Genomic DNA, 13835 nt, shown 5'->3' with positions numbered 1-13835 from the left:
TGCACCGATGGCGCAAGCGCAGGCAAGGCCGGGCGAGCCGGCGGCAACGATCGTCCCGGAACCGGCGCGCAAGGGGATTGCGCTCAAGGTCAATGGCGAGTCGTTCGTGCACGTCGGCGATCCGGCGATGCCGCTCCTGTGGTACCTGCGCGACGTGCTGCGGCTGACCGGCACCAAGTACGGCGGCGATCGCAGCGGCGTGGACCTGGTGCTGGTCGAGGGCAAGGCGGTGTCGGCGCAGTCGCTGCCGATGTCGGCGCTGGCCGGCAAGCGCGTGCGCACGGTCGAGGGGCTGACCGGCGAAGCCGGCGCGCTGCATCCGCTGCAGCAGGCCTTCATCGACGAGGACGCGATCGGCTGCGGCTACTGCACCGGCGGTTGGCTGATCGCCGCGGTCGAGCTGCTGGCGCGCAATGTGCATCCCACCGACGAGGACATCGACCGCCTGCCGGTGTTGTGCCGCTGCGGCTGCCACACGCGGGTGCGCCGGGCGATCAAGCGCGTCGCCGGAGCACACGCATGACCGACCACGCACGCCGGCGTTTCCTCAAGGTGCTGGCCGGCAGCGCCGGCGCGCTGGTGGTCGGCGTGGCGTTCGCGCCGGCCGACGCCGCGACGCCGCCCTGGCCGCTGCCGCCGGACCGGCTGGGCGACGATTACCGCGACCTCGGCCTGTTCGTGCGCATCGACGGCAGCGGCGACGTGCTGATCGGCGCGCGCGAGCCGGAAACCGGCACCGGCTGCGCCACCGCGATCGCCCGCATCATCGCCGACGAGCTCGATGCCGACTGGCAGCGCGTCGGCGTGCTGCCGCTGGGCCTGGCGACGGAAAATCGCGACGGCCGCCTGACCTGGCCCTACGGCCACCAGCTCGGCGGCATGGGGGAATCGGTGCCCGCCGCCTGGGCCGACCTGCGCCAGGCCGGGGCGCTGGCGCGCTGGCTGCTGCTCGAGGCCGCGGCGCGGCGTTTCGGCATCGCCGCCGACCGCCTGCGCAGCGAGGCCGGCCAGGTGATCGCCCCCGACGGCCGGCGGCTCGGCTATGGCGCGCTCGCGGCGGATGCGGCGCGCATCGATCCGCCGGAACATCCGGTGCCGCTCAAGTCGCCGGAGCGCTACGGCCTGATCGGCCGGCCGGCCGGCGATGCCGACGCCCACGCGATCGTCACCGGCACGCTGCGCTTTGCCAGCGACACCTACTGGCCGGAGACGCTGGTCGCCGTGCTGGCGCGCTGTCCCTGGCCCGACGGCGAGCTCGCCGCGCTCGATGCCGCGCCCGCGCTCGCCGTCAAGGGCGTGGTCAAGGTGGTGCCGCTCAAGCCCGACCCGCACGCGGCGCCCGGCGAAACCCCGCTCGCGCCGGCGGTGGCGGTGATCGCCACCGACACCTGGGCGGCGCTGCAAGGCCGCGACAAGCTCAAGCCGGTATGGAAGCCCGGCCCGTCGGGCAGCGAGGACAGCACCGCACTCGAACAGCGCGCGCTCGCCCTGCTCGAGGACAAGACCGCCACCGGCATCACCGTGCGCAACGACGGCGACGTGCAGGCCGCGAGCAAAAAGGCCGCGCGCCGCTTCGAGGCCACTTACGTGCTGCCCTGGCTCGCCCACGCCACGCCCGAACCGATGCACTGCCTGGTCCGGCTGGAAAAGGACCGTGTCACGCTGCTGCTGCCCACCCAGGCGCCGCAGCAGGCGTTCGCCGTGGTGCAGCGGCTGACCGGGCTGCGTCCCGAGCAGATCGAGATCCAGGTCCCGCGCATGGGCGGCGGCTACGGCCGGCGGCTCGAGCACGACTATCTGGCCGAGGCCCTGCTGCTGGCCCGCGAGACCGCCGGCAAGCCACTCAAGCTGCTGTGGACGCGCACGGACGACCTGGGCCACGACTACTACCGCCCCGGCGCGGCGATCAAGCTCGCCGCCGTGCTCGACCGCAAGCGCAACGTGATCGCCTGGTCGCAGCGCACCGCCGGTGCTTCCTCGCTCGCCGGGCGTGGCGTGTCCGAGGATCGCCTGTGGACTTCGGAACTGTCCGCCGACCAGCTTCCCGCCGGCCTGGTGCCGCACTACCGCAGCGACTGGTACGCCCTGCAGACGGCCATGCCGCGCGGCATGCAGCGCGGCATGCCGCATCTGTCGCAGGCCTTCGCGGTGGAGAGCTTCATCGACGAACTCGCCCACCAGCTCAAGGAAAACCCGCTCGACACGCGCCTGCGCCTGCTCGGCGAGCCGCGCCAGATCCCGCTCGGCGACGGCCGCGTGCTCGACACCGGCCGCCTGCGCGCGGTGCTGGTGCAGGCGGCCGAGCGGCTCGGCTGGAAACAGAACTGGCTGCACAGCGTCAATGGCTTGGGGCTGGCGTGCTGGCGGATCGGCGATGCCTACGTCGCCCACGCGCTGGAGGTGGCGCTGGAGGGGGAAACCCTGCGCATCGTGCGCGCGGTGTGCGCGGTCGACGTCGGCCGGGTGATCAATCCGACCGGTCTGGAAGGTCAGGTCGCCGGCGCCACCCTGGACGCGCTCGGCACCGCGCTCAACCTGGCCGTCACCTTCAAGGATGGCCGCATCCAGCAGACCACCTATCGCGACTACCCGCTGGCCGGCATGGCGCAGCTGCCGCGCGAGGTGGAGGTGATCGTCGTCCCCGGCGAAAACCGCGCGCCGAGCGGCGCGAGCTTCCTGGCCATGCCCACCGCCGCCCCGGCCCTGGCCAATGCAGTGTTCCGGGTCAGCGCGGTGCGGGTGCGGCGGTTGCCGCTGATGCGCGAGTTCCTGCGGCTGCTGTAGCGGTGCCGGCGCGCCCTGGCTGGGCTTGTGCGGGCGTTGGCAGCGCCTGTGGGGCGCCCATCAGGCGGCGACGCGGGGCGGCGAATCCGTCAAGGCCGCGCAGATTAAGCCACGGGCGGCATGGCGAGCCGTGCGCGAAACGTCCTCGGCCCGACAGACGCTGCGGCGCGGCCGCCTGGCGTGCTTCATGGCTCGACCCCAAGGGCTGCGCGCCGTCGATGAGCTCACGGCGCAAGCCGCGGACCTCAATGGAACTGGTCGCTGGCCGGCACCCAGGAGTGGGTGGCCGGGACCGGGGACGGCGGCGGGCGTTCGGCGGGTGCGCAGCCCGGTGGCAGGGGGCCGCCGGCGACGCGGGCGGCGGCGCATTCGGCGCTGTTGTCGAGCCGCACCGGCGCCGCCGGCGGGGCGCTGCTGGCGGGCGGGGCGGCGTCGCCCGAGTCGCGCAGCGGCAGCAGCGGATTGGCGGGCGCCAGATGCATGCGTTGGTAGACCTTGTCGGCCACCGGCCGCGGCGGCGGGTCGGCATTGCCGCAGCCGAACAGCGCGACCGGCATCAGCGGCAGCAGCTTGCATTCCACACGGATGCCGCGCGGCAAGTGGAAGGTGTGCTTGACCGTGGTCTTGTCGATCGCCCGTCGCAGCGCGGTGTCGAGCGAGCTTTCACCCTGCGGCGTCCAATCCTGCTCGAAACGGGTCGGCCGGTAGCCGATGTCCGGCGCGCGGTGCTGCATGATCTCGAGATTGCCGCGCGGCTTGAGCGGGACATAACTGCCCGGCTGCCCTTGCACCGTGCCTTCGGCGGCACCGGGCCGGTCCCGGCCGGCGACCTGCCCCTGCTCACTGCCCGCTGCGGTGGATGCGTTGCCCGCGCCGGCAGCGGCGGCCGTCTGCGACGCGGTCTCGCCGCCCGCACCCTGCGGACTCGACGCGGTGCTGGCCGGTGCGCCAGCGGCCCTATTCTGCGCAGCCCCGGCCTCCGCCGTGCCGCGCTCGGGTGCGGCCGCCGAAACGGCCGTGGCCGGCGCGGCAAGGCTGCTGGCGGCGGCCACCGGGCTGGCGCTGCCGGCCGGTGCAGGCGCGGCCGGCGGCGCCGTGCTCGCGGCGGCGGCCGGCGACGTGCTCGGCGCTTGCGCCAGTACGGGGCTGGGCGTTGGCACGGCAGGCGCCGACAACGCGGGTGCCGGAGCCTCCACCCGCGGCGCCTCGACGCTCGTCGAGGTCGACGTCTCGGCCACGTCAGGAGCCACCGCGACCGTCTGCACGCGCTCGCGCGGCGGTTCGGGCGCGGCCGGCGCTACCGCGAGCTCCGTCCGCGGCTGCGGCGGCGCCGGCAACGGTACCGCGGCCAGTTCATCCGGCGACGAGGCTTCCGGCGTGGATGACCCTGTCCCCGGCGTCGGCGCGGGCATGGGCGCGCTGTCGAGTGCGATCTGCGGCACCTCGAGTGTGGGCGGCGCCTGGGCCGGCAGCGCGGGCATGGCCAGCGAGGGCGGCGGCGGCATCGGCTGGTTGCCCTCGGCCTGCGGCCGGCGCGCGGGCTCCGGCTGGTAACTCGGTGGCACCGGACGCGGCGCGACCGGCGCATCCAGAGCGAAGCGTGGCGGCGCACCCATCACCGGCACCGGCTGCAGACGCGGTGGCGGCGCCTGCCTTGGCGCATGGGGCACGGCCGCTTGCACGGGCGCCCGACGGGGCTGCGCGGCCGATTTTTTCTCCGGCCGCGGCACAGGCCCGGGGCGGGATGGCTGTGGCGTCGCGCGCGTCACCGCCGGCCCGGCATACGCGCTTTTCTCGCGGTGCACGGCAGGCGACGGAGGGTTCGCGGCGGCAGCCCGGGGTTTGGGCGGTGCCGGCTTGGGCGCCGCGCTCAACAGCCTGACCTGCAACGACTGAGTCATGTCCGCCGGCGGCTCGATCGGTTCGTAGGCAGGCCCGAGCACGGCGCCGAGCAGCACCAGCAGGTGGACCAGCACCGCTCCCAGCCAAGCGGCGATCCGCAAGCCGCGTTCGCGTGGACGCTCCGCCCGGCGGCGACGATAGACCAGCGCGCGCTGCGCCGCCTCCCGCGGCGACAGCGGCAGGTGCACGACGCGACGGGATGGACGCGGACGCTCCGCAGGCGGCATGGACATCGGCAAAGTGTACCGGCCCGCGCAAGCGAACCGTCCGGGAGTGCCGCCGGCCGCCGATCAAGGGCGCCACACACCTTATGTGGAGACCGAAGCTTTCCTGCAGGCGCGCCGGTCGACCACTGCGCGGGTGCGCGGCATGGGGGTTTGAAGCCGGAGCCGCGGGCGCTCAGATCGGGCTACGGCCATGGCCGGCGGTGGCACTGGCAGTCGCATGCCCAAACGCAAGGAAACGCCGCTTCATGCAGCGCGGCCTGTCTGGGGCAGGCTGCCCCGACAGGCCGCCTGGACGGCGAGCGGTTGATTCGACGAGCCCCGCAGCAAGGCCGAAAAAACGCCCCGGGCGGCCTTTTCCGCATCGCCCTAATTCAGCACGAAACCCTTGTCGAAGCCGGCGACCCGCAGCGTGTTGCGCAGTTCGTCGTTGGCGTTGACGATGCGGATCTCCGCGCGGTCGCCGCCGGCGTGCTCGCGCAGGAGCAACAGCATGCCGAGCGCGGAGCTGTCCATGTGGGTCACTTCGCCAAGGTCGATGATGTAGCTGCGCGCGGGCTTGACGTCGCCCAGACAGGCGTCGTGGAAATCGCGGTGCACGCTGAAATCGAAGCGCTCGCCCAATTGCAGGGTGAGGCAATCGTTCTCGGTGTCGTGGTAGACGCTCAGGCCGCTCATCGGCATTCCTTCGGGCTTTTTTAGAACAACTCGATTTCGCCGGCGTCCATCGAGCTTTGCAGTGCCGGTCCGCGCGAGCGCAGCCGCGCCTTCTCGCGCTGCAGGGCGAGCCGGCTGCGCACGCGCTGGGCGCGCTGTTCGAGGGCGTCCTGATCGATGTGTCCGCAGGCCAGTTCCTCGATGTCGCGGGTGCAGTCGAGCGCGATTTCCTGCAGTTCGACCAGCCGGGTCTGGGTCTGGTGCAGCAACTGGCTCAGGATGTCCTCGAACTGCAGCGAGCGGATGGTGGTGGAGACGTCGCCGGTGAGGCCGCGGTTGATCTCCACCACCTGGTCGGCCACCTGGCTGGTGCGCGCGTCGGACTCGGTGACGTGGGCGATCATGGCATCGATGCCGCCCTTGGCCGAGAGCGCGACGTTGAGATCCTGCGAGGCCATGGTGCCGACCAGGCCGCGCAACTGCTCCATCGCCGCGCGGGCACGTTCGACGTGGGTGCCGATTTGCTCGTTGAACTGGTTGGAGTGGCTGGCGAGGTTGCGGATCTCGCCGGCCACCACCGCGAAGCCGCGCCCGGCCTCGCCGGCACGGGCAGCCTCGATCGAGGCATTGAGCGCGAGCAGGTTGGTTTCCTCGGCGATGGTGTTGACGTTCTTGAGCAGCCCGAACACCGCGTCCATCTCCTTGGCCATGCCGTCGATGCGGTAGACGATGCGCAGGCTTTCGCGCGACATCTGCACCACCACGCCGACGAAATGCTCGAGCAGGTCGCCGGTGCGCGCGGTGAAATCCTGTACCGAGACCTCGCCGTGCTGGGCGTCGATGATCTGCTTGAGCAGGGATTGCTGCAGGGCGGTCTTCTGGGCCAGGCCGTCGAAGCCGCCGCCGAGTTCGGACACCGCATCGCGTAGCAGGCCGAGCGCCTGGTGCAGCTCGCGCGAGGCGTGACCGAGCTCATCGGCCAGCGCGCTGCGCACGTCCTCCATCGCCGCGCGCACGGGGGCGGCGTGGTCGGGGGCATCACGATCCGGCGCGGCGACCGGCGGCGGCACGCGACGCAGCTCGACGATCCATACGGCGGTCAGCAGGATGATCAGGCACGGCGCGAGCCAGGCCGGATGCCACAGCAGGCTGACGAGCAAGGCCGCGGCGCTGGCCAGGAGGCCGCCCCACGGGCGCGCGTGACGGAAAGCCGGGATCGCGTTCATGGTGTCATCCGTTCGAATGGAGGGCGGCGCGCGGCGCGCCGGCGGCAGCCTGGCGGGCCAGCTCGAGCAGGCGCGCGGGGATGCAGTCCAGCGGCAGCATTTCGCGCGCCGCGCCGAGTTTCCAGGCCGCGCCGGGCATGCCCCAGACCACCGAACTCGCCTCGTCCTGGACCAGGGTGGCGGCGCCGGTCTGGGACAGTTCGAGCAGGCCGCGCGCGCCATCGTCGCCCATGCCGGTCAGCAGCGCGGCCACCGCCACCTTGCCGACGCTGGCGGCCACCGAGCGGAACAGCACGTCCACGCTGGGCTTGTGCCGGTTGACGAGCGGGCCGTCGTGCAGCCGGCAGACATAGCGTGCGCCGTCCCACATCACCAGCAGGTGCTGCCCGCCGGGCGCGATGTAGGCATGTCCCGACTGGATCGGCTGGCCATCGACCGCCTCGGTGACGCGCATCGCCGAGCAGCCGTCCATGCGCCGCGCGAACGGCCCGCTGAAGGCGGCGGGAATATGCTGGGTGACGACGATCGGCGGCGCGTCCGGCGGCATCGCCTCGAGGATCACGCGGATCGCCTCGGTACCGCCGGTGGAGGCGCCGATGGCGATGATCGGGCTGCCGCCGCGGGTGCCCGCGCCCTGCGCGCGCGGCAACACGGCGTCGGCGCTGTAGCGCGGAGCGACTTCCAGCCGTCGCACCTCGCTGCGCGGCCGCGGCCGCGCGCGCGCGGCCATCTTGACCTTGGCGCAGATCTCCTCGGCGTAGTCGGCCAGATGGTCGGCCAGGTCGCTCGCTGGCTTGGTGACGAAGTCGACCGCGCCAAGCTCGAGTGCGCGCAATGTCACTTCCGCACCCTGCTCGGTGAGCGAGGACACCATCACCACCGGCATCGGCCGCAGCCGCATCAGGTTCTCGAGGAAGGTGATGCCGTCCATGCGCGGCATCTCCACGTCCAGGGTGAGCACGTCCGGCTCGAGCTGCTTGATCTTCTCGCGGGCGATGAACGGATCGGGCGCGGTGCCGACCACCTCGATCATCGGATCATGGGCAAGCAGCGTCGACAGGAGCTTACGCACCAGGGCGGAGTCGTCGACGATGAGTACGCGCACTTTGTCCATGGAATTTAAAAGCTCTCTTTTTTCCGTGATCGGGACGGCGCGAACCGCCGCGCCCGCGAGGTTTCAGAACAGCTCCACCTCGCCCTTTATCGGATCGGTGGCCAGACGCTTGAGGTAACGGCTTTCCTCCGCCGCCATCGCCACGTCGGCCTCGCGGCGCAACAGCCGCACCCTGGCCTTGCCGGTGGTGGGAAAGAACTGCACCTGACGCGAATGCAGGTCGCCGACATCGCTGGCCACCAGACGCAGGCCTTCGGTCTCGATGTAGTGGCGGACGAAGGCGATGTTGCGCTCGCCGATGTCGGTCATCTGCTTGAGCACCCGCGCGCCGCCGAAGATCTTCACCTCGAGGCTGGCGCGTTCGCCGCCCGCCTTGAGGATGGCGTTGATGAGCTGCTCCATGGCATCGCTGCCGTAACGCGCGGCGCGGCCGGCGGTGCCGAACCAGGCGTCTTGCTCGCGCGGTGCCGCCGGCTGCAACGGCGCGGGCAGCATGAAATGGTTCATGCCGCCGATGCGCCGGCGCGGGTCGTAAATGCAGGCGGCCACGCACGAGCCGAGCACGGTGGTGATCACCTCCTCCTGCCCGCTCACATAGAACTCGCCCGGCAGCACCTTGACCACCGGGCAGCCCAAGGCGCTGTCCCAGTAACGGCGCAGATGCTCGAAGCCGGGCAACACCGGCGAGCGTTCGAGCCAGGCATGAGGAGGTGCGTTCATCCGCGTTTGCGATAGACGGTGCGGCCGACCAGCTCGAAGGCTTCGGACAGGCCGTGCAATGACTCGGAATGCCCGAGGAACAGGTAACCACCGACCGGCAGCAGGGCGCAAAAGCGCTCGAACAGACGCCGCTTGGTCGGCTGGTCGAAATAGATCACCACGTTACGGCAGAAGATGGCGTCGAACGGCCCCTGCATCGGCCATTCGTGCAGCAGGTTGAGCGGCAGGATGCTGACCCGCTCGCGCAGTTTCGGATGCACGCTGGCATAGCCCTCGTTGGCGCCTTCGCCGCGCAGGAACCAGCGCCGTCGCCGCTCCTCGCTCACCCCGGCCAGCCGTTCCAGCGGATAGACGCCCGCGCGGGCGGTGGCGAGCGCCTGGGGCGAAAGATCGGTGGCGAGGATCTTCGCGTCCACCGTACTGCCGGTACGCTCCAGCGCCTCGATGAGCACCATCGCCAGCGAGTACGGCTCCTCGCCGGTGGCGCAGCCGGCCGACCACAGCCGGAGCCGCTCGCCGGTCCTCTGCTTGTGTTCCAGCCAGCGCGGCAGCAGCTCGCGCTCCAGCAGCTCGAAATGATGGGCCTCGCGGAAGAACGCGGTGACGTTGGTGCTGATCGCGCTGGCCAGCTCGCCGAGTTCGGCCTCCGGGTCCTGCTGCAGCAGCGCGCAGTAAGCGGAGAAGTCCTTGAGCCCGAGCGCACGCAGGCGACGCTGCAAGCGGCCCTGCACCAGCTGGCGCTTCTGTTCGCCCAGGGCGATGCCGCAATGCCGATAGACGAACTCGCGCAGGAACGCAAACTCCGCGTCATTGAGTGTCGGCCCGGCGATCTGTCTGAGCGCGTCCTCGGCCAGCGCGTTGCCCGCCATGTTTTTTAGAACTCCTTCCAGACGTTGGCGTCGGCGGCATCGGCCGGCTCGGCCTGGCGCGGCGGCGCGGCCTTGCGCACGGCGTTCAGCACGGCCTCGGCCTGCGGCGACGAGGCCGGTCGCATCGGCGCGGCAGGCATCGCGTCGATGCGGTTGGCGATCTGGAAGAAACCGACCTGGGCGGCAAGCTCCGCGGCCTGCTCCTGCATCGAGCGCGCGGCGGCGGCGGCCTCCTCCACCAGTGCCGCGTTCTGCTGGGTCATTTCGTCCATCTGCAGCACGGCATGGTTCACCTGGTCGATGCCGGCGGACTGTTCCTGGCTGGCGGCGGCGATCTCGGCGACGATCTCGGTGACCTTCTTCACGCTCTCGACGATGCCTGCCAGCGCCTTGCCGGACTGGTCGACCAGGGTGGAACCGGTGTGGATCTTGTCCACGCTGTCCTTGATCAGCGCCTTGATCTCCTTGGCCGCGCCGGCCGAACGCTGGGCGAGGTTGCGCACTTCGGCGGCGACCACCGCGAAGCCGCGGCCCTGCTCGCCGGCACGCGCCGCCTCCACCGCGGCGTTGAGCGAGAGCAGGTTGGTCTGGAAGGCGATCTCGTCGATCAGGCCGACGATGTCGGCGATTTTGCGGCTGGCCTGGTTGATCGCCTGCATCGCGTCGACCGCCTGGGCCACCACTTCGCCGCCGCGCTCGGCCTGCTCGCGCGCGCCGCGGGCGAGCTGGTTGGCATGGCTGGCGTTCTCGGCGTTCTGCTTGACGGTGGAGGTCATCTCCTCCATCGACGAGGCGGTCTCCTCGAGGCTGGAAGCCTGTTCCTGCGTGCGCTGGGAAAGATCGTCGTTGCCGCGCGAGATCTGCTGCGCCGCGGTGCTCACCGCGCCGGCACTGTGACGCACCTCGCCGACGATGACGCTCAGGCGCTGGTCCATGCTGCGGAAAGCCTCCAGCAGCTGGCCAAGCTCGTCGTTCGTGCGCACCTCGATGTCATGCCCGAGCTTGCCTTGTGCGATCTGGCGGGCGACGTCGACCACGTAGCTCAAGGTCCGGCTGATGTAACGGCCCAGCGACATCGCCAGGAACACCGCCGCGATCAGCCCCACGATCAGCACCACGATGCTCACCGCACGCACCAGCTCGAAACGGGCCACCTGCTCGGTGAAAATGCTCTGCGCCTCGTTGCGGTAAAGCCGCGCCATCTGGTCGAGCAATTGCTGGCGCTGCATCAGCAGCGGCCTGGCTTCCATTTCGAGGACATCGCCGGCATTGCTGTCGGCTTGTTTGATGGCATCGAGTACGTCCTCGCGAGCCTGGGCGTAATCCTGCTCGCTGGCCTGGAAGGCCTTATAGAGCTTGGCCAGCTCACCCTGCATGGGCAATGCGGCCAGTTGCTTCTTGATGCCCCGCGCTTCTGTCTGCAACTTCTCGTATTCGGCCAGCTTCTGCTTGAGCTGGTCCGGCTTGTCGTGCAGGTTGACCGCTTCGCCCAACACCACGAAGGACATCAGCGAACGCTGCTGCAGGCTGGCCAGCAATTGCGAGGGCACGATCTCCTCTTCGTACATGCGCCGCAGGCCTTCGTTCTGCAGCTGCATGCCGCCAAGCCCGATCACGGCACCGCCGACCAGCATCAGGACCAGCAATCCGAGCACCGCACGCAGACGCCAGCGGATGCTGAGGCCGGAGAGGGAAAACTTGAGTTTGGGCAGTTTCATTGTTTTTCCTGGGTGGATCAGGCCACGGCCTTGACATCGGCGGCCGCCGGCAGGGCCGCTTCCAGCATTTGCGCATCCGGCGCGGGCAACAGGCGGTCGACGTCGAGCAGTAACACCATGCGCTCGCCGACACTGGTCAATCCCTTGAGATATTCGGTGTCGACCACGGTGCCCATGTCCGGCACCGGGCGGATCGCCGCGTCGTCCACGTCGAGCACGTCGGAGACGCCGTCGACCACGACGCCGAAATAACGCCCGCCCACGCTGATGATCACCACCACCGTGGTCGGCCCGTACTCCTCGCGCGGCAGCCCGAAGCGCAGACGCAGATCGATCACCGGCACGATCGCGCCGCGCAGGTTGAGCACGCCGAGCACGTAGGGCGGCGCCTGCGGAATGCGCGTCACCGGACTCCAGCCGCGGATCTCGCGCACGGCCAGGATGGCGATGGCGTATTCCTCGTCGGCGAGTTGCACGGTGAGGTACTGGGAAGGGAGCGTCTCGCTCCGCTTGGCTTCGGACATGGTGCGCCTCGGCAGGGCAGATGCAGTGACTGTCAGCAGGAATCGGCGGGCGCGGCGGGAACTTGAGTCGCACCCGCTCTCAGGCTGCCCTGCGCCTTCCCTTGAGCCGCACCAGGCCGGCCACGTCCACGATCAGCGCGACGGTGCCATCGGCCAGGATGGTCGCCCCGGAAATGCCGGGTACGCGGCGGTAATTGGCTTCCAGCGACTTGACCACCGCCTGCTGCTGGCCGACCAAACCGTCGACGAACAGCCCGACGCGGCTGTTGTCGCCCTCGACCACGATCATCAGCCCTTCCTCGATGCGCGCCACGGCGCCGGGAATCTCGAACACCTCGTGCAGGCGGATCACCGGCAGGTATTCGTCGCGGAAGCGGAACAGTTCGCCGCCACCGATCACGCCGCGCACCGCATCGGCCGGCAATTGCACCGACTCGACGATGGAGGCCAGCGGCACGATGTAGCGCTCGTCGCCGACCGCGGCGGTGAGCCCGTCGATGATGGCGAGGGTGAGCGGCAGGGTGATGGTGAAGGTGCTGCCCTGCCCCGGCACGCTGCGGATGGCGACGCTGCCGCCGAGGTCGGCGACGTTGCGCCGGACCACGTCCATGCCCACGCCGCGCCCGGAGACATCGGTGGTGACCGCGGCGGTGGAAAAGCCCGGCTTGAAGATGAGCTCGGCCACTTCCTCGTCGTTCGGCTCGGCATCGGGCGCGACGAGGCCGCGTTCGCGCGCCTTGGCCAGGATCGCCCGGCGGTCGAGCCCGGCGCCGTCGTCGCTGACCTCGATCACCACGTTGCCGCCGCGATGGCTGGCGGTCAGACGCAGGGTGCCGGTTTCCGGCTTGCCGGCGGCGCGGCGCCGCTCGGGCGTTTCCAGACCGTGGTCGATGGCGTTGCGCACCAGGTGCACCAGCGGATCGCCGACCTTTTCCAGCACCGTCTTGTCGAGCTCGGTGTGCTCGCCGACGAGCTCGAGCTGGACCTTTTTGCCGAGCTTCTGCCCGAGATCGCGCACCAGCCGCGGAAAGCGCTGGAACACCGAGCCGATCGGCAGCATGCGGATGCCCATCACGCTTTCCTGCAGCGCCCGGGTGTGACGGGCCAGCTGCGCCAGCCCCTGCTCCAGCTGGGCCAGCCGGGCCGGATCGAACTCGCCGCCGCGGAAGGTGTCGAGCATGGACTGGGTGATCACCAGTTCGCCGACCAGATCGATGAGGCCGTCGATCTTGTCGATCGAGACACGCACCGAGCCGGTGTCGACGGTCGCGGCCCTGGCCGGCTCGGCCTTGCCCACCGGCGCGGCCTTGTCGGCCGGCGCCGCCGAGGTAGCGGCCGGTGGCGCCGCAGGCGCAGCCGCCGCCACGGCCGGCAGCGGCTCGATGGCAAGATCGCATTCGCCCTCGACCCAGTCGAACACCGCCGCCACCCGGGCGCGCTCCACCGGCGCCTCCAGCTCCAGCGTCCAGCCCAGATGGCATTGGGCGGGATCGAGATCGGCCAGGCGCGGCAGCCGGTCGAGCTCGGCGTGCACCTTGAGCGGACCCAGTTCGGCCAGCTCGCGGATGAGGCGCAGCGGATCGTTGCCGCCGGCCAGCATGTCCGGATGCGGCCGGAAGCGGATGCGCCAGCCGCCCGCCGCAGCCTGGGCCGCGGGCGCCTGCGCGGCCGTCGGCGCGGCCCGCCCGAGCATGGCCGCGAGTTCGCCGCGCACCGCCTCGCTCGCGGCGTCCTCGGGCGACGCGCCGGCCTGCGCCCGCGCGAACATGCCGCGCAGCACGTCGACCGCGCGCAGCAGGAGCTCGATCAACGGCGGGTCGATGACGCGGCGACCGCTGCGCGCCTCGTCCAGCAGCGACTCCATGTCGTGGGTGAAGGCGGCGATGGCCGGAAAGCCGAACGTGCCGGCCCCGCCCTTGATCGAATGCGCGGCGCGGAAGATGGTGTGCACGCGCTCCGGATCGTCGCCGCCGCCCTGATCCAGGGCGAGCAGCGCGGCCTCCATCGTGTCGAGCCCTTCCAGGCTCTCCTCGACGAAGACCCGTTGAAACTGCGCCAGTGCGCCTTGGTTCATGGCTGGACGGCCTTCGGATCGGT

11 protein-coding genes are annotated in these 13835 nt (G+C 70.8%); 2 read left to right on the top strand and 9 right to left on the bottom strand.

Features of this window, described 5'->3' with window-relative positions:
- Window positions 1-7 precede the first annotated feature (7 nt).
- Both ALSL_RS03750 and ALSL_RS03745 read left to right on the top strand, forming a co-directional pair.
- Entirely contained in the window at window positions 8-523 is a 516-nt protein-coding gene (locus ALSL_RS03750) for a (2Fe-2S)-binding protein (protein ID WP_126536563.1), read from the top strand.
- Window positions 520-2784 (top strand): xanthine dehydrogenase family protein molybdopterin-binding subunit, encoded by a 2265-nt coding sequence (locus ALSL_RS03745; protein ID WP_126536561.1) that lies wholly within the window; start codon window positions 520-522, stop codon window positions 2782-2784. The genes ALSL_RS03750 and ALSL_RS03745 overlap by 4 nt, the downstream gene beginning before the upstream one ends.
- Window positions 2785-3029: 245 nt before the next feature.
- On the opposite strand, the gene ALSL_RS03740 is transcribed toward ALSL_RS03745, so the two are convergent.
- The 9 genes from ALSL_RS03740 to ALSL_RS03700 form a co-directional block, all read right to left on the bottom strand.
- Window positions 3030-4919, bottom strand: coding sequence for a hypothetical protein (locus ALSL_RS03740; protein WP_231700282.1), 1890 nt, complete (start codon window positions 4917-4919; stop codon window positions 3030-3032).
- A 360-nt stretch (window positions 4920-5279) separates the two neighbouring features.
- Window positions 5280-5588 carry an STAS domain-containing protein gene (locus ALSL_RS03735; protein ID WP_174928825.1) on the bottom strand — a complete coding sequence of 103 codons (309 nt, stop codon included), beginning with the start codon at window positions 5586-5588 and terminating at the stop codon, window positions 5280-5282.
- Window positions 5589-5608: 20 nt separating this feature from the next.
- A complete protein-coding gene (locus ALSL_RS03730) occupies window positions 5609-6793 on the bottom strand; it encodes a methyl-accepting chemotaxis protein (protein ID WP_126536559.1) in 1185 nt (394 codons plus the stop codon).
- Window positions 6794-6797: 4 nt separating this feature from the next.
- The gene (locus ALSL_RS03725) at window positions 6798-7907 is read right to left on the bottom strand and encodes a protein-glutamate methylesterase/protein-glutamine glutaminase (protein ID WP_126536557.1); all 1110 of its coding nucleotides are present in this window, start codon (window positions 7905-7907) and stop codon (window positions 6798-6800) included.
- A 63-nt stretch (window positions 7908-7970) separates the two neighbouring features.
- Window positions 7971-8627 (bottom strand): chemoreceptor glutamine deamidase CheD, encoded by a 657-nt coding sequence (gene cheD / locus ALSL_RS03720; protein ID WP_126536555.1) that lies wholly within the window; start codon window positions 8625-8627, stop codon window positions 7971-7973.
- Window positions 8624-9496: a CheR family methyltransferase gene (locus ALSL_RS03715; protein ID WP_126536553.1), complete on the bottom strand. Its 873-nt coding sequence runs from the start codon at window positions 9494-9496 to the stop codon at window positions 8624-8626. The genes cheD and ALSL_RS03715 overlap by 4 nt, the downstream gene beginning before the upstream one ends.
- A gap of 5 nt (window positions 9497-9501) precedes the next feature.
- Window positions 9502-11214, bottom strand: a complete 1713-nt coding sequence (locus ALSL_RS03710; RefSeq protein WP_126536551.1) for a methyl-accepting chemotaxis protein — start codon at window positions 11212-11214, stop codon at window positions 9502-9504.
- A 17-nt stretch (window positions 11215-11231) separates the two neighbouring features.
- Window positions 11232-11738 (bottom strand): chemotaxis protein CheW, encoded by a 507-nt coding sequence (locus tag ALSL_RS03705; protein ID WP_126536549.1) that lies wholly within the window; start codon window positions 11736-11738, stop codon window positions 11232-11234.
- Window positions 11739-11817: 79 nt separating this feature from the next.
- A complete protein-coding gene (locus ALSL_RS03700) occupies window positions 11818-13812 on the bottom strand; it encodes a chemotaxis protein CheA (protein WP_126536547.1) in 1995 nt (664 codons plus the stop codon).
- Between the last annotated feature and the right edge of the window lie 23 nt (window positions 13813-13835).

The sequence above is a fragment of the Aerosticca soli genome, assembly GCF_003967035.1.
Taxonomy (GTDB): domain Bacteria; phylum Pseudomonadota; class Gammaproteobacteria; order Xanthomonadales; family Rhodanobacteraceae; genus Aerosticca; species Aerosticca soli.
This window is presented reverse-complemented; position numbering and strand designations above follow the sequence as displayed.